Genomic DNA, 16574 nt, shown 5'->3' on the forward strand with positions numbered 1-16574 from the left:
TAATTAAGACTTTTCTGGGCTTGTTGGCTGCTTGGGGTTTTCCTTGTTCGTCTCGGCCACCAGCTTGCTCTTCATCGAGTCGAGGTCGGTTATGCCGAAATATTCCTGGAACTTTTTAGTCGTCCGGTACACCTTGAGCCGGCCCAGGCTCTCGTGCTCGACAAACTGCATCTGCTCCAATTCCTTGACGTGCTGGTACACCTGGCTCCCCCGTATCTGCACCAGGCGCTTTGAGGTGACCGGCTGCTCGTAGGCGATGTAGGTGAGGGTCTTTAGCGCGGCGGCAGGCACGAGCGGGTGCCGGGCAAACCGGCGTATCAGGGGGGTATAGGCAGGCTTTAGCTGAAAGACGTACGAGCCGTCCTCAAGCTGGACCACCTCGATCGCCTTGAACACCGTCTTGGTCTTTTTGACAAGGTCGTTTACGACGCGCAGGGTCTTTTCCTTCGAGTTTGTCCCGGACGCGCGTACCAGCTCGTCGACCGTGAGGGGCCTGCCTGCCGAATAAAGAGCCGCCTCTATCCTTGCGGCAACCTCGTCTTCTGGAAGCGACTCGCGCATCTTGCTCTTTGGAAAAGCCGTGGAATTACTTTACTGTTGCTATTGCTGTTGCTGCTGCGACGGTTCTGGAAGTTTCAGGGTTATCCGGATGTCGTCAGAGTCGTCCTGCTGCTCGAGGTCCACCTTGCCCTTCATTGCGAGGTACAGCAGGGCGATAAAGCAGCGCGCCATCTCGACCGGTTCCATCTTGGCCACAAGCGCCTTGAACATGGTCGGGCCGTCGGCGCTTACGATGTCAAATATCATGTCCTCGTAGCCCTGGATTATCTGCTCGAATTTCACAAGGTACTGGTCAAAGTTGAACGTCTGTACCGGCTCCAGCTCCACCTGTTTTTTGCGCGGCCTTGGGCTTGCAAGCTCCATTATCATGTTCTCAAGCACCTTGAGCAGGTCCTCGACAGATACGGGGTACGTGGACTCGACCCTGAAGGGAAGGTCAAGCGTGTTCAACTGCGGTATAGGGAGCTGCTGTTGCGGGTCATCGACGCCCTTTTTCTGCATCGCTATCTTCTCGAGCAAAAAGATGCTTTCCACCTTGAGCCGGTATATCATCGAGGACGAGACAGCCGCAATGCCGCATATCCTCAAATCCTTGTTGCCAGTCGCGTTTATCAGCTGCAAGAACAGTTCCAAAAGGCGGACAATGTCGACGTTCCAGACATCCTTGCGTATCACGGCAGAAGGGTTGAACAGGATGTTGAGAGGAGGCTGCGCTATCGTCTTTTTAGTATCCGGGACCTCGGACGGCGCTGGTGCTGGTGTTGGCGCTCCCGCTTCCGACATATGTTCTCCTCTCCTCGCGGGTTGAGAGCGAAAAGTGCCTATAATACGTTATGGGTGAAGAAAAATTTGATTTTGCGTCATCATCATGCGGTCAGCCCGAGGTCTGCCCTGGCTTTTTCCAGGTCGCCTTCCCATACCCACAACCTGTAAGGGGGCGGGACTTTGTAGAAATCGTACTTGCCGACAATCTTCAGGGCGGCAAGGTCAACGCAATGCCTCTGGAACGCTTCTTTGACGCCTTCCTCCGGACTTGCCGCATTTGCCAGTTTTATGCACATCCTGTATTCGTATGCCAGAAGCAGGTCCTTGCCATATTGCGCCCACATGCCTTTTTTGCCGTTCCACGCGTCCTCGGCGCCGGCTATGAGCCTGTTCATGTCGTCGTTGCCCGGCAACGAAGGATATATCGGAAAAGACGCGGCCCACCCAGTTTCAACCATCTCCAGGTTGAACGTCTTTCTCCGGGGATCGTCTTTTGGCGGCAGGGGGTCCCCTTCTTTTTCGCCGGCAAACCACGGAGAAATGTACGCAAGCATCCTGCCGTACCTGTCTATTATTTCCCCGGTGGGGATGACTGCGGTCTTGCGCCTTTTCCCGTCAGGCAGGGCAAGGCGCTCTTCCAGCATGCGCTCAAACTCTCTTGATGCATCGTATCCTGCGCCTATGTGCCTTTGCGCGGCATCAGGCGTTATCCTTGACGCAAGATAGTCGCGCAATCCTGCGGCAAGATGCCCGTTGTAATATTCTCCCACTAGCCGCTGCCTGCATTTTTCCAGCTTTGGCTGGCTTGTTTCGGGCTTGCCCGCATATCCCGCTTTTTCCGGCGTATCGCAGGAGACCATCCTGACGGGCTGCTCGACGACGGGCGTGTCCCCGTCCGAGACTCTGTACAATTTAAGAGGGTTCGCTTTCCGGATTTGCCGATCGTAATCGAAATTGACAGTAACAGACAAGGTAGTGAGAATACTATTCCAGTTTTGTAACCTTAAAGATTACCGAAGGAGATCGCATAGGCAAAGCCTCCGGACTGCAACCTGGGCAGGATCATTTTTTACAGTTGACTGTCACGTAGATGAAAAAAGATCTGATAACCGGCGTCGCTTAGTTTATTTTCCACTTTGCAGTGCCTGTTCTTGCAGAAGAAGGGATGGTCAAGAAAAGGCAGGCGTCAAGGGCCATTGTAATTGCCGGCTTTGCGGCAATCGCGGTCCTTGTCGGCGTCATGGTCATGCTGCAGGTGTCAAGCGCCCAGAACAGCGAGTTCAAGCAAAAGTGGGACGCCATCGTGTTTGACTCCATCTCCCTGACGCAAGAGTACCAGGCAGAGGAGGGCAAATGGAAGGCAGGCCAGTACGACAACTCCACTATGGCAGGAATCGTCGACAAGTACATGCCAAGGTACCAGTCGCTCATAGACAGGGCAAACGCGCTAGAGACGCCCGAGCGCTACACGGAGGCCCGCGGCCTGCTGGTAAAGGCGATACAGACGGAGAAGGACAGCAACGAGCATTTCAGGGAGTACCTGCTGACTGGCAACAAGGCCGAGTACGACAAGGCGCTTGACCTGTTCTCGCTGTCGCTGAAATACAGCGCAGAAGCCGACGCCGCCATAAAGGAAGCAGGCTAATGCCTACGTTTTAATTAAGGTAGCCAAGACTTTTCTTCCACTGGGCCCATAGTTCAGCTTGGACAGAATGGCTGCCTGCGGAGCAGTTGGTCGAGGGTTCGAGTCCCTCTGGGCCCGCTTTCTCTCATGCGACAATAATTCACCGGGCGAAGAACCCGAAGACTCGCTTTCGCATTCGTTTTGTGCAGTAAACAGCATGCGGTCCTGAGCGTTTCGCATCCGGTTTTGCTCAATGGCGATTTGCTCGCCGATCTCGTTTTCGGTTATTGGCGCGCTTCACCGTAATGTGCCTCTCTTTTGTATAAAAGCCCTCGGGAAAAGAGCAATCATACAATTCTATTAGAGTCATATACTAATAATCAAGGGTCGCGCTTTTAGGCACAGTCGTCAGTTCTGTAGTTTATCAGAATACCGGATTGCCATGCGGTCTCGGCGCCGCCAGCACAGCCATAGGCACGCTCGATCGATCAAACATAACAAATCCTGCACTTGACGACTTGAAACGTCAATTTCGCCCAGTCTGCCACCATCATCTAAAGCCAAAGCGAGCCGTATGCTATTACTTCTTCTGACGAATGATTGAACTCTGCGCGAGTCAGCATTATGAGGTGTCATGTGGCTAAGTTTGGGGCATCACGAACAACTTGTTCGGGCATGAAGAAGAAGATGCTGGCTCGCGCACCTCTTATACCAAAACAGGTTTAGGATAGCCCCCACCCTGTCAGAAGGCACAAATCTGGCAGGGGCAGTTACGTCATACGTTTAGGCTATCAGGCGATGCGATTAGACGGTGTATGCGCCTGACAGATTTAGTTATGCGTTAATAGTAAAAATGACTTTCTTTCTCTAAAGACATACTATGCGTCAAAACGGTACTCTTGTACAATATGACTGCGTACTGGTGCGACATGATAACACCCAGAGAGATCGATTGCCCTGGCTGTGGCAAGCCGAACGAATATCCACCAAGTTCATGTCGTAATTGCGGGCTGCCACGAGAAGAATTCGACAGAATTGGGCAGAACGAAGAGGTCTTTACTAAATTAGGCGAGAGCTTGGCCACAAAGTCGGCTATTCGGCCAGACCCTCTGGCTCAGACAGCATAAGCGACATGTATTCTTTTGCGTTTAGGCACGGCAGTTTATTTCGCCGCAGACTTGAATAATTGTGAACGGTACGTTATTACCGTCGCTTTCGTTTAATATTGCGCGGGCCAGCATACAAGCAATTGTGGTTGACTTTCGGTCGTCACAAGGTTGTTTGACATCATATGCTGGCTCGCATCAAGTCAAAACAGGTTTAGAATAGCCCCTACCCAAGTCGGCGGCTACTGTAGCTTGGTAGGGGCGATTTGCACATACCCTCTAGACCGGCGCGTGCGACGTTGCAGCCATACCCGAGCAATATGTGCGTACTTCTACAATTGTCGAGTTATTATGAATTTCTAATACTGTTGTTGTTATTGTTGTTGTTCAAAGCCCCACCTGTGCCGGTTATGCAAAAGCACAGGCGAAGGGCATGACATGGCTTTCACTGGTTTTCGGGGATATGCCTTTCGTCGACTTGCTCAGGCATGGTTGCTGATGTAGTGCCTGACGGTAGACAATCAAAGTAACATTGTCTTTAAGGCTTGCTTACCTGTGAAAAGTGTATATTGTAATCAGAAATTATGGTCTTTTACCGGTAATTAGCATTACTTTTGTATAATTTCAAATTAGGTCATAGACAATTCTTTTTTTACCCAAAGGCGACAGAGTTCGGCGATCTAAATTTTGACCCAGACATGATTTATTAAAGAAGTCAGAATTAGATAGCGCCCAAGTCGTGTGATTGTCAAAAAAGGAGGTCGGGGCTTTGGTACCGCCCCAATGGCCTCTGCCCAGTTTCTGAATCCTCTGTGCCTGCATACCCCTCTGGACCCGTACTTTGTTCTGAACAGTGTTCAAGATGCTTCCGGCCGTTGTTTGGCCTGCGACTAGGATGATAAAGGCAGACTAGGTTAGCTTTGACTTTTGCTCTTGTTCGCAGTTGTTGCAGCGAGCGTGTTGATTGACGGGGGGGGACGCGCGAATGGCAGTCAACTTTTTCCAAAGTCCCAAGTCGAAAAGTAACTTGGAGTAATTTCCAACAGTACAGACTTGCCACTTTTTACAGTTTCAAGGATGAATTTTGCAGTCGGATGATCTACACTGCCAAGATATTTTGTCATTATCTTTTCAACTATTGACAGGTTATCCTTTGGATTTTCAGATATCTTTGCTTTCCCTTTTCCTTTTACACCTTTTACAGGCATAACTTCGTCATCGATGCAGAAATAGACTGTGTTTCTTCTTCTCACATTAGCTATTTTCCTTGAATCGATGTTGGTATTAACATAGATCTTATCGCTCCGAGGTTCGTAGAAAAACCAGACTGGATGCACATTTGGGTCTCCAAGATCATCTACGGTTCCTAGCCGGCAATTTTGTTTGCTGGCGGAAAGGAAGTTGCGCAGTTCCTGCTCATCCATCGGTGCCCCCATGCCAGGAGTCGCATGGATTATTTTCATTGCAGCATATCACCTAGAAACAAAAGTGGATGTGGTAAATCACGGCTTTGCCTCGAATACGAGATTGAATGGTGTCTGCGTAGCTCTGCGGAACTTTGAGAATCCTGCTTCCATTACTATATCTCTGGTCCTAGCCTCGCCTGCTTGAGCGCCTAATGCGGGCCCATTCTCGCTTAACGAAGATGGAACGCAGACTACTGTCGAAACAGAATAGGACAGCCTTCCCAGCGGATTCAGGTTATCCTCTACCTTGTCGTTGGCAAAGGGCTCTACTATCATCCAAGAACCATTTTTCTTCAGGGTTTGCAGCACGTGCTTGGCAGCTCCGGCAGGGTTACCCATATCGTGGAAGCAATCAAAGAACGTCACCAAGTCATAATCGTCACCGGGATAGTCTGTAGAGCCTGCAACTTCAAATGTAATATTTTTCAAGCCCTCCTTTTCTGCTTCCTGTCTGGCCCATTCAATCGATGGCCTATGGAAGTCAAAGCCTACGATTTGTGAGCTAGGGTAAGCTTTAGCCATCAGTATGGTTGAGGCACCGTGACCGCATCCTACGTCGGCAACCTTTGCACCACCATTCTTGAGCTTTGCTTCAACAGCGTCTAACGCTGGGATCCAGCTTGAAGTAAGATTTGCAATATAGTTTGGTTTGAAGAACCTCTCTGTGCTTTGAAACAGGTAATGGTGATGGTCTCCCCATCCAAGTCCTTTACCGGTTTTGAATGCCTCGATAATCTTTTCTTCATCTTTGAAGAGTCCTGTTATTAGCTGATAGCCGCCTGCAATGTACGCCGGACTATTCTCGTCTATCAGGGCGACGGCATGTTCTTCCGGTAGCACGTACGTCCCGGAATTAGCGTTGTATGTAACAATCCCGCCGGCAGCCTGAGCGGCAAGCCATTCTCTCATTATTCTTGGATGAGTACCGGTCTTCCTTGCCAGCTCTTCTGGCGTCAACGGTCCTGCACCGGCCATGGCTTTGAATAAGCCGAGCCTATCACCCGCAAAGGTGAGCAAGACGCCCAGAGCCGCGCCCCATTCAGTCGCAGACTTTTCGATGAACTTGTTCAGCTTGGTCTTATCAGCTACCATTTGTATCCAAACCTCCGGAAATTCATGGAACAAAAAATTCGTTTTTTGTATTTAAGCAATTTTCCAGATCGTATCCAGATTGGATGTTAGAACTTCTTGTCTATGAACTCATTCGGTAGGCCGAACCCTCATTTTTCGAGACTCTAGTCCCTCTGGGCCCGTTAAACTTCATGTTGCCTGCTTTTGCGGAATCCTGTCGACTGCCAGCAATAGCCCGTACAGTACCGCCTCCGGCCTTGGGGGGCAGCCGGGTATGTACACGTCGACCGGCACTATTTTGTCAATCCCGCCCGTTGTCGCGTATGTGTCTCCGAATATCCCGCCGCTGCACCCGCACGCGCCGACTGCGACCACGACTTTTGGCTCAGGTGTCGCCTCGTACGTCCTTTTCAGCGCCACTTCCATGTTCCTTGACGCGGGGCCGGTGACGAGGAGCACGTCGGCGTGGCGTGGCGACGCGACAAAGTGGATGCCAAACCTCTCGACGTCGTAGATGGGGTTGTTGAGGGCGGTTATCTCTATCTCGCAGCCGTTGCACGAGCCGGCGTCAACTTCCCGCACCGCAAGCGACCGGCCCAGCACCTTGCCTATCTTCTGCTTCAGTTCGTTGCCTATTTTTTCAAATGATTCATTCGCAGTCGCTGTTTCGCCAAGCGATTCCACGAGCTCTTCCTTTTTCTTTGCAGGGATGGCAAACGCGCTGTCAACCTTGAACAGGGCCGGCGCCGCCTCCTCGCACCTGCCGCACAGGAAGCACTTGCCCATGTCTAGCGTTATTTTCGCCGGACCTTTTCCGTCCGCCCATATCTTGATCGCCTTGGACGCGCAGATCTCTTCTGCTTCCATGTAACTTTCCGGGTAAGGTGGCACGTTTGGGACGAGCGAGACCCTGCCGCGATAGCCCGGCAAGCAATGCATGTCCGATATCGGATCCTTGACGGTCTCGATGCCGTTGCCCATGATATCTTTGCTGGCGTTTGCGCGCTTTATGCCTATCATAGGTCATTCCCCGAGTACGAAAGATCCAGGCTCTTGTTCACCAGCGGAAAGTTCGGCACGATGTCGCTCAGCACCGCCTGCTCTATCGCCGGCCAGTTGAGAAACGACGCCGTCCTTACCTTGTAGCGGAAAAGAGAGTCGCGGTCGCTTCCCACCATCACCCAGTGCACCGTCTGGCCCCTGTGCGATTCCGCGCAGCCCAAGGCGTGGCTGTAAGGCTCTAGCCGCTCCCGCACTTCTGCAGCGACAAGCTCGCCGTCGTGCAGTTCATTCATGACCTGGTTTATCATGCTCGCAGAATTGAGCACCTCTTCCACCCTCACCTCAAAGCGCGACAGCGCGTCGCCCTTCCTCTTTTGCATCTCCACCTCGTACTCCATCATGCGCTGCGGCGTGTCGTGGTGCGCGTCGAGCCGGACAGAATCGTACGCCGCGTACGGGTGGTCGCGCCGGGTGTCAATGTCGATGCCGGCGCACCTTGCGGCTACCCCGACGAGCCCGAGGTCTGTCGCGACCTGCCTTGATATTATCCCGGTGTTCCGCAGCCTGTCCATCACGGACGACTTGTTACGCAGCATCGATATCACGCGCTGGAAATCTTCAAGCACGTGGTTTGTGGTTTTTACGATCACCTGCGCCTTGTCCTCCAGGTCGACGCCGACCCCGCCCACTCTGTTGACTCCGAACAGCAGCCGGCTCCCGGTCACCTGCCCGTTCAGCTGCATCATCCTCTCCTTGAGTATGTTAAGGCGCGCCGCGCCGTAGGCAAACCCGACGTCGGTCGACATGCCTGCAAGCGTGCCAAGGTGGTTGTAAATCCTCTCAAGTTCCGCGCAGGCAGTCCTTGTCGCAAGCGCCTTTTTGGGCACCTTGGCCCTTGCTATCTTCTCCAGCGCCTGGCAGTACGCCGTCGAGTTTGCAACTGCCTCGTCACCGGCTATCCGCTCGCTCAGGAGCAGGACCTGGTCAAGAGTCATGCCCTCGGCGAGCTTTTCCGTGCCCTTGTGCGTGTAGAAAAGGCGCGTCTCGAGGTTAACGATATTCTCGCCAAGGACGCTGAACCGGAAATGCCCCGGCTCTATTATGCCGGCGTGCACAGGGCCAACAGGTATTTCGCATATCCCTTCGCCCTCCACCTTTGCAAACCGATACTGCGAGCCATTTGTCCTGCCGGCCTTTGTTCCAGCGGCAAAGTCCTTCCGGAGCGGATGTACGCCCGCTGGCCACTGCTCGTGCAGCACAAGCGGCCGGGTGTCCGGGTTTCCTTCAGGCACAAGTCCAAACATGTCTTTTATCTCCCTTTCATACAGCGCCGCCGGCGGGATGCGTGAAGAGATGCTTGGAAAGGACGGGGGCGTTCCGGGCTCCGCGTCGTCCTTTATCCCCGCGGTCGCCACGATAAACACGTCCTCGCCGTTTTCCTTTGCAAAGACGTACCTGAGCACAAAGCCCCGGCCGGCCTGCCGCTCGTCGCTGCACACCACCGTCGCAAGCCTCGCTTTCAAGTCGTCGTTTATGCAGTAGCACGCGTCCGGGATGTCCTGCTTGCCTGCGAGAACGACATGGACCTCGTTGCCGTTGAGCACGTAAACAGACCTTGCCTTTCCGCCCATCCTGCGCAGGATTTCCGTCTTGCATTTTGCAGCGCTGGAATGCTCTACTCCTGCCGACATCATCTAGCCTGCGGCACCTCCTGTCGTCTGGAAGACTGCCATGACGTCGTTGGCAAGCGCCTGCAGAGGCTCGGGTATGTAGAATCCAAGCATCACCACGAGCGCGGCCAGGACGAGCATCGGCACGACGGCGAGCTTGCCCGTGCCGTGCATGGCGGCGTCTTCAGGCATCCTTTTGCCCGGCTCTTTCGGGGCGCCAAAGACCATCCTTACTGTGTGCTTCATAAAGCCGGCAAATATCACCACTAAAAACGCGATGACAAGCGCGGCAGCGAGGAACTGCCCCGCCCCAAAGCCTGCGCTCAGTATGAGAAACTCGCTTGCAAAGACGTTGAACGGCGGCATGCCCACTATGGCAAGGCCGCCTATCAGGAACAGGGCGCCCGTCACGGGCATGACCCTTATGATGCCCCGGATCTCGGACATGGCCTTTGTCTCGTACCTGTGGCTTATCGTGCCGCTGGCAAAGAACATGAGCGGCTTGGCGACTGCGTGGTTTATGATGTGCAAGAGCGCGCCATATATGCCGGCAAACCCGCCAAAGCCCATGGCAAGCGCGACGATGCCCATGTGCTCGACGCTGGAATATGCCAGCATGCGCTTCATGTCCTTCTGGAAGTACATCGACGCGGCCGCGATGCCGACTGACACGACGCCGAGGATTATCATGAGCTGGCTTGGGAACTCGGGCCCCAGAGTTCCTGACGATATTATGTGGAACCGCAGTATGCCGTATATCGAGCAGTTCAGTAGCACGCCGGAGAGGAGCGCGCTCACCGGCGTGGGGGCCTCGCTGTGCGCGTCCGGCAGCCAGGTATGCATCGGCGCAAGGCCGGCCTTTGTGCCAAATCCTATCAGGACAAAGATGAACGCAATCTTGACGATGTTCGGGTCAAGCAACTTGGAGTTGGCGACCATGTCCGTCCAGTTCATGGCGGAGTCCGGCTCGGCAGAAGTCGCGTTTGCGTTGGTGTAGTAAAAGAACACGGTGCCAAAGAGCGCAAACGACAGGCCGACGGTCGCGATTATCAGGTACTTCCACGCCGCCTCGATGGCGCTCTCCTTCGTGTAGAGCATTATCAGGAGCACCGAGACGAGGGTCGTGGCCTCTATTGCCACCCACATGGCGCCCATATTGTTTGACAGCGGGACGAACAGCATCGTCAGCAAAAAGACGTTGAAGCCCTGGTAATACCGGATGATGCGCCTGTCGTCTACCAGGCCCCGCTCGTACTGCTTGCCCATATAGTCCACAGAGTAAATGGCAGACATGCAGCCGACGCCGGCTACGGGGAGCAGCACCAGCGCCCCAAAGGCGTCAAGGTAGAAAAGCTCGTCAAAGGTAGTTATCTTTTTTTCAGAGATGACGCCTGCCACCAGCGCAGCTGCCTGCACGAGCACCAGGGCCGCAGAGGCCACGGTGGCCATCTCTGCCACCTTCTTCTTGCGAAAGAGCGTGGGCGCAAGCGCGCCGGCTACGGGCGTCAGGAGCATAGAAATTATCAGTGCACTAGACTCTGCTGCCGCCATGCTAGTCGTCCCTCAGCTTCTCCAGGCTGCCGATGTCCAGCGTGTCAAACGTCTGGCTTATCCTGAACAGCAGTATCGCAGAGATTATGACGCCGACGAGGATGTCTGCAAATATCCCTATCTCTATTATCAGCGAGACGCCGTGTGTGAGCGCGGTCGTAAACAGGAAGAGCCCGTTTTCGATTATCAGAAGACCGACCACCTGGTTCAGCGCCATCCTCCTGCTCACCATGACAAACAGGCCTATGAAGAACAGCGAAACAGACACGGGCAGGTACGTCATTGCCACCCTGTCGAGGTTCGGCGTCTGGAGCATCTGCTGCGTCAGGGCGTACGAGAGCGCCACGAGGAGCGCAGATATGAGGATTGACATGCGCAGGCCGACGTACGGGTTGGTCTCTATCTTGAACTCGTCTTTGATCTTTTTCGTGACCCGCAACAGCACGCGCGGTATCACCACGGCCTTTACCACTAGCGTGAGGGCCGCAACGACATAGATCTCCCACACGCCGGTAAAGTACGCTATCACCGCGGTGACAGCGGCGAGGACTATGGTCTGGTAGCGATAGGCGCTCAGCCAGTCTGCAAAGCCCCTCCTCACGACGACGCCGAATGTCGCTATCAGCAGGCCTGCCGACGAGATTGTCAATATGTCAACCGGCGGCATCATCTCCACTGCTACACACCTCCTCCTCTTTTCATAGGTAGTAAAAGATCACTCCCACCATAGAGCTCGCTATTGCCATCACGAGCAAGTCCGGCACGCGGAACAGGCGCCACTTGGCCACCCTCGTCTCCACGTACGCTACCAGCATTGCAAGGAGGACGACCTTTGCCAGGAACGCGCCTGCGCCCGCCGCGACTGCCGAGCCGGCATCCAGGCTTGCGGGCATGCCCGCAGGGATGAACAGGTTCACCAAGAGCGCCAGAAGTATCATCTGCTTTATCGACTGCGACCACTGGACCATCGCAAGGCTCTTGCCGGAATATTCCAGCACCATCGCCTCGTGGACCATCGTAAGCTCTAGGTGCGTCGCAGGGTTGTCAAACGGGAGCCTGCCGGTCTCTGCAAGCGTGACTATGAAAAATGCTATCAGGGCAAAGAGCATGCTTGGCGCCGTGGCAAAGCCGGCCGACCGCGCCGCCGCTCCGACAAGGCTTGACAGGTTCGTTCCTCCCAGCGTGAGCGACACCACGAATATCGACAGGAACAGCGCCGGCTCGGCAAGCGATGATATCATCATCTCCCGGCTCGTGCCAAGGCCGCTGAACGCGCTTGCGACGTCAAGCCCCGCAAGCATCGTGAAGAACCTTGCAAGGCCAAACAGCCCGAGCACTACCAGCACGTCGCCGACTGCCCCAAATGGGCTGAAGGGCACAAACGCAGGCACGAACAGCGCCGCGGTTACCGTCGCGGCCATCATCACCCACGGCGCGCAGCGGAACACCCACGAGCTCTGGTCTGAGACCACCTCGTCTTTTTTCATCAGCTTGGACAGGTCGTAGTACGGCTGGAGCACGCTTGCACCCACCCTCTTTTGCGTCCTTGCCTTCACCTTCCTCATGACGCCCGTCAAGAGCGGGGCAAGCGCCACGATGGCGGCTGCCTGCGCCGCGCCGACAGCCACCGAAGAGGCGTCCATCAGGGCACCAGCCTTGCCAGCAGCAAAAGGAGTGCAAGAGCTATCATCACGTATAGCAGGTACGCGTTGACCTTGCCCGTCTGTATACGACGCACCTTGTCGAAAAACGCCACGGTCGCGCTGACCGTGTGCGAGTACAGCCCTTCTTCAAAGACGTCCCGAGTTTCAGACTCTACGCGCGCCGATTTGACGGCGTACGGGTTTGACGCAGAGTGCCGGTCCTTTGTGACGCTCATGCGCGGCCTGTAGAGCGCCCGAAAGACGGTGCGGATGGGCTGCGAAAGCGAGCCGGCCGTATACTGCATCCGCGCGTCCAGCGCGCCAAAGCCGCAGTCCCACGTGCCGTACAGCCGCCTCTTGGTACTGCGCGAGCCTGCGGCAAATGCAAAGCCAATGATTGCCGCCGCCACAGCGCCCATCATTATTGCTATAGCAGGCATGGACAAATTGCTCAACGCCTCGCCGGCGCGGTACGGCACGGCAAGCGCGTCAAACGGCGACACGCTGAACTGCTGCGGGTCCAGCTCAAACGAAGCGGCCATCATCCCGGTCGCTACAAAGGGCAGGACGCCAAAGACCACGCACAGCGCCGCGGCTATTCCCATGCCGGCTATCATGGTCTTGGGCGCTTCCTTTGCATGCGCGGCTGCTTCCGAGCGAGGGCGGGACAGGAAAGTGATGCCAAACATCTTGACAAAAGTGGCAAGCGCTATCCCTGCCGTGAGCGCAAACGCGATGCTCGCAAAGCTGATGGATATTTGCAGGGCGGTGTTTGGCACCTGGTACGAAGAAAGCAGGGCCTGCATAGTGAGCCACTCGCTCACAAAGCCGTTGAGGGGAGGCAGGCCCGAGATGGCTATTGCGCCGACAAGGAAGAGGAGCGCCGTCTGAGGCATCTTTTTTGCCAGCCCGCCCAGCTGCTCCATGTCCTTTGTGTGCGTGCGAAAGAGTATAGAGCCGGCGCCCATGAAAAGCAGGCTCTTGAAGGCGGCATGGTTGAGCGAGTGGTACATTGCTGCCAAGAGCGCCACCGCCGCAAGGGCCTGCAGGCCAAACGACGCAAAGGTGACAGAAAGCCCGAGGCCGAGCACGACTATGCCGATGTTTTCTATGGTGCTGTAGGCAAGGGCGCGCTTGATGTCTTTTTCAATGGCGGCATAGAGCACGCCAATGAGCGCGGACACGGAACCGGCGACGACCATTAGCATGCCCCACCACGCCGAGTCTGGTGAGCCGGGCACCGCAAAGTCAAGCGTGGTGCGCACGAGGCCATAGATCGCGACCTTTACCATGACTGCGGACATTAGCGCGGACACGTTGCTTGGGGCCGACGGGTGCGCCTGTGGGAGCCAGACGTGCATGGGCACGAGGCCGGCCTTTGTGCCAAAGCCGATAAACGCAAGTACGAAAGCGACGTCCTTTATGTACGGGGGCATGGGCGACGCAGGGTCCCTGAAAGAGTCGAATGACAGGCTGCCAGTATGGAAGTACATCGCAAGGAACGAGCCGGTGATAAACGCCGTGCCAAGGTGAGTCATCACGATGTAGGTCATGCCGGCCTTGATGTTGCCTTCATTGTCGTGCTCGTAGATGACAAGGAAGAACGACGCAAGCGACATCGCCTCCCAAAAGACCAGGAACGAAAACGCGCTGTCCGACGCGGTGACCAGGAACATGGAAAGGACAAAGAGGTTGAACAGAAAGCCAAGCGCCCTCTTGCTGCGCTTTTCAGAATATTCGCCTACATAGCCGATGGAGTATATCGAGGCTGCGAAAGCGACCGGCCCAATGATTAGCATGAAAAACGCCGCCACGCCATCTACGTGAAACTCGATGCTCAGTGCAGGAACGGGGGCGGCAAACAGCGGGGAGATGTCAAGCGGCAAGCCAGAAATGGCCACAGAAGCAGACAGCGCGACTATCAGGACCGACCCAAGGGCTGGCGGGGCAAAAGACAGGATAGCAGATTTCCTGCCATCCCGGAAGGCAAGCGGCAAGAGCGCGCCGGCTACGAACGAAAGCACGGCCGCTTGAAATAGAGTTGAGTAACCATCTCCAAAAACCATTCGTTATGACACTTTTTTCCCCGAATAGATGCACTCGACTGCCTTACGTTACGGCAACCGCAGTTTTTGGCAGTCGGCTTTTAAAGATTAGGTCACAAATTATGCAATAATTCAGAATTCCGAGATTTTCGGATTTTCAAAAACTTTAAAATGCCGCACACATCAGGTCTCCGGCATGAAGCCCCGGAACATCAAGACCTACCTGACGCACTTTCCAGTCAAGTCGTACCTCGAAGCCGACATACTTTCAAAGGAGAGCACGTGGCGGATAATGGACTACATCAGGCAGGCAGGGGCCCAGGGCATCACCGCCGAGGACATCATCGAAAAAGAAAAGATCCCCGCAAGCGTCGTCTATTCTACACTGAAAGAGCTCTATCGCCTGGAGTTTGTCTTCCTCTACCCGAGGGAAAAAAAGGCCAAAGGCGAGAGGAGCAAGAGGTTCGTGTGCGAAAGGAGCACGTGGGGGAAGTACGGCATCGACGAGGAGTTTGACACGCTCCTGAAGGTGAGCGGCCTGCTTGAAAGCATCACGGAAGAAATGCGCGTGCCGGTGATGAAGGCGTTCAGGCACATGTATGAGGAATTCGGCGCCAGAAAAGAGCTGCAGAAATTCCTCCCCACCAAGCAGACCAACATCTGCCCGAATTGCCAGAGGAGCCACGAGGCGATGGAGTTTTTTTACGCCACGCTTCTTCGCAGCATCGACCTGATGATAACAGAGTCGGACGAGTTCAAGAAGTTCCTCGTAGAAATGAAGTACGCAAGTGACGATTAGCAGATTTCACCTCAAGCAGTTAATACGCATCAGAACGCTTTTTCCAGAAAAAAAGATGCAGCTTTCAGCCGCCCCGATGGCTTCTGCCTCCTCACAGGGCTCGCATCCAATGTTGGACCGTGTTCCTCTGTGCCCGCTAAAATCTTGCCAGTTGATTGCTCGTTTTCGCATGCATTCTTTTTAGCTCTTGTCGTCGGACTTGCCATAATTGTGTCGATATAGCCCGCCAAGAAAGGCGCTTACTCGTGTGACCAGCATCGCCCAAACGGCGGCGTATCGTAACAAGAAAACAAGATGCAGAGCGCCTTAATTCCATGATAGGCAACACACCGTTACACTAAAGATGACCAAGAAGTCTTAATTCAAGGCGAAAATATACTGCGTTGCACAATATACTCATGTCAAAGATATCTGTGGCATAACTTTATCTAAAACATTAGCATATCATGACATGTTGCAGTTCAGGCGCATGCTTGCACTGAGCATGACCATCATTGCGTCTGCCGCAGTCATCATTAATACAGGTCCGGCTTATGGCCATGGCTGCCAGGCGCAGGGCGGCTGCTGCACCGTAGGCGATGCGTGTGTTGAAATCAGCGCCAACAGCCCCATCTACATGATGTTTGCAGTAGTAGGCGTGGGCGCCGTGATGATGCTCGCATTTTACGGCAGGCCAGAACAGAGAAGAAACCGGCTTGGCGCTATTTTCAATATCTTCATTTAGAATGAAAAGAAACTTCGCTTATCCTGACTGTCAACTTTGCCGATCTGCAGGGCTCCCGTGCCAGCCTCAAGAGAGGAGCGGTTTCCCTAGTATTTCCAAGTCGCCATGTAAAGCGGCGCGATCTCGATGACGCTGTAATTCTTGGCATTTTCAATCAGCATCTTTGCTTCTTGGCTATCTGGAGATCCCAGGTACCTCATTATGTGTCGGGATATCACCTTTTTCGCATACTCGGGATCGTCTATGACTCGGGCCTTCCCCTTGCCGCGGACCCCATAAGGCGGGCCCTTGTCGGCCACGTCCACAAGGAAGTAAACGTCAGGATTCTTTTTGAGCGACCGGGCCTTGGCGCCGCCAGCGTAGGTGGTAAGAAAGAATTTCCCATCCTCGTAGTAGTGCCAGACAGGGTGGACCAGAGGCGTGCCGTCGCGCGCGTCAATCATGGCTATCCGCAGGATGCTGGGCTGATTCAGGAGCTCGGTGACCTCTCCTTCCTGCATCGGCTTTGCATAGTTGTCGGCAAGCCGAAACTCCATCATATATCATT

15 protein-coding genes and 1 tRNA gene are annotated in these 16574 nt (G+C 54.5%); 4 read left to right on the top strand and 12 right to left on the bottom strand.

Annotation, left to right across the window (positions count from 1 at the left end; all coding sequences use genetic code 11):
• Positions 1 to 3 precede the first annotated feature (3 nt).
• From scpB to NVIE_RS03400, 3 genes are all read right to left on the bottom strand, one after another.
• Positions 4 to 561 (bottom strand): SMC-Scp complex subunit ScpB, encoded by a 558-nt coding sequence (scpB, locus tag NVIE_RS03390; RefSeq protein WP_075054026.1) that lies wholly within the window; start codon positions 559 to 561, stop codon positions 4 to 6.
• Between the two features lie 39 nt (positions 562 to 600).
• Positions 601 to 1344: a hypothetical protein gene (locus NVIE_RS03395; RefSeq protein ID WP_075054027.1), complete on the bottom strand. Its 744-nt coding sequence runs from the start codon at positions 1342 to 1344 to the stop codon at positions 601 to 603.
• Between the two features lie 83 nt (positions 1345 to 1427).
• Positions 1428 to 2237, bottom strand: coding sequence for a thermonuclease family protein (locus tag NVIE_RS03400; RefSeq protein ID WP_075054028.1), 810 nt, complete (start codon positions 2235 to 2237; stop codon positions 1428 to 1430).
• A 254-nt stretch (positions 2238 to 2491) separates the two neighbouring features.
• Here NVIE_RS03400 and NVIE_RS03405 point away from each other — a divergent pair, with 254 nt between their 5' ends.
• Both NVIE_RS03405 and NVIE_RS03410 read left to right on the top strand, forming a co-directional pair.
• Positions 2492 to 2971, top strand: a complete 480-nt coding sequence (locus tag NVIE_RS03405) for a hypothetical protein (protein ID WP_075054029.1) — start codon at positions 2492 to 2494, stop codon at positions 2969 to 2971.
• Positions 2972 to 3013: 42 nt separating this feature from the next.
• Positions 3014 to 3088 (top strand) — tRNA-Arg (locus tag NVIE_RS03410).
• A 1960-nt stretch (positions 3089 to 5048) separates the two neighbouring features.
• Here NVIE_RS03410 and NVIE_RS03415 read toward each other — a convergent pair.
• The 8 genes from NVIE_RS03415 to hyfB form a co-directional block, all read right to left on the bottom strand.
• Entirely contained in the window at positions 5049 to 5519 is a 471-nt protein-coding gene (locus tag NVIE_RS03415; protein WP_075054030.1) for a pyridoxamine 5'-phosphate oxidase family protein, read from the bottom strand.
• A 39-nt stretch (positions 5520 to 5558) separates the two neighbouring features.
• Positions 5559 to 6614 (bottom strand): class I SAM-dependent methyltransferase, encoded by a 1056-nt coding sequence (locus tag NVIE_RS03420; protein ID WP_075055971.1) that lies wholly within the window; start codon positions 6612 to 6614, stop codon positions 5559 to 5561.
• Between the two features lie 168 nt (positions 6615 to 6782).
• Positions 6783 to 7613: an NADH-quinone oxidoreductase subunit NuoB gene (nuoB, locus tag NVIE_RS03425; protein WP_075054031.1), complete on the bottom strand. Its 831-nt coding sequence runs from the start codon at positions 7611 to 7613 to the stop codon at positions 6783 to 6785.
• Entirely contained in the window at positions 7610 to 9289 is a 1680-nt protein-coding gene (locus tag NVIE_RS03430; protein WP_084790601.1) for a hydrogenase large subunit, read from the bottom strand. The genes nuoB and NVIE_RS03430 overlap by 4 nt, the downstream gene beginning before the upstream one ends.
• Positions 9290 to 10816, bottom strand: coding sequence for a hydrogenase 4 subunit F (locus NVIE_RS03435; RefSeq protein ID WP_075054032.1), 1527 nt, complete (start codon positions 10814 to 10816; stop codon positions 9290 to 9292).
• Between the two features lies 1 nt (position 10817).
• Positions 10818 to 11486 carry an NADH-quinone oxidoreductase subunit K gene (locus NVIE_RS03440; RefSeq protein WP_075054033.1) on the bottom strand — a complete coding sequence of 223 codons (669 nt, stop codon included), beginning with the start codon at positions 11484 to 11486 and terminating at the stop codon, positions 10818 to 10820.
• Positions 11487 to 11514: 28 nt separating this feature from the next.
• Complete coding sequence (locus NVIE_RS03445; protein WP_075054034.1) at positions 11515 to 12459, bottom strand: respiratory chain complex I subunit 1 family protein; 945 nt, start codon at positions 12457 to 12459, stop codon at positions 11515 to 11517.
• Positions 12459 to 14483 (bottom strand): hydrogenase 4 subunit B, encoded by a 2025-nt coding sequence (gene hyfB / locus NVIE_RS03450; protein WP_158435073.1) that lies wholly within the window; start codon positions 14481 to 14483, stop codon positions 12459 to 12461. Before hyfB ends, NVIE_RS03445 begins: the two co-directional genes overlap by 1 nt.
• A gap of 217 nt (positions 14484 to 14700) precedes the next feature.
• On the opposite strand from hyfB, the gene NVIE_RS03455 reads away from it, so the two are divergent.
• Together NVIE_RS03455 and NVIE_RS03460 are read left to right on the top strand one after the other, a co-directional pair.
• The gene (locus NVIE_RS03455) at positions 14701 to 15303 is read left to right on the top strand and encodes a hypothetical protein (protein ID WP_075054036.1); all 603 of its coding nucleotides are present in this window, start codon (positions 14701 to 14703) and stop codon (positions 15301 to 15303) included.
• 451 nt (positions 15304 to 15754) lie between these two features.
• The gene (locus NVIE_RS03460; protein WP_075054037.1) at positions 15755 to 16027 is read left to right on the top strand and encodes a hypothetical protein; all 273 of its coding nucleotides are present in this window, start codon (positions 15755 to 15757) and stop codon (positions 16025 to 16027) included.
• A gap of 86 nt (positions 16028 to 16113) precedes the next feature.
• Here NVIE_RS03460 and NVIE_RS03465 read toward each other — a convergent pair whose 3' ends face one another.
• A complete protein-coding gene (locus NVIE_RS03465; protein ID WP_084790602.1) occupies positions 16114 to 16566 on the bottom strand; it encodes a pyridoxamine 5'-phosphate oxidase family protein in 453 nt (150 codons plus the stop codon).
• Positions 16567 to 16574 lie beyond the last annotated feature (8 nt).

This window comes from Nitrososphaera viennensis EN76 (assembly GCF_000698785.1).
Classification (GTDB): Archaea; Thermoproteota; Nitrososphaeria; order Nitrososphaerales; family Nitrososphaeraceae; genus Nitrososphaera; species Nitrososphaera viennensis.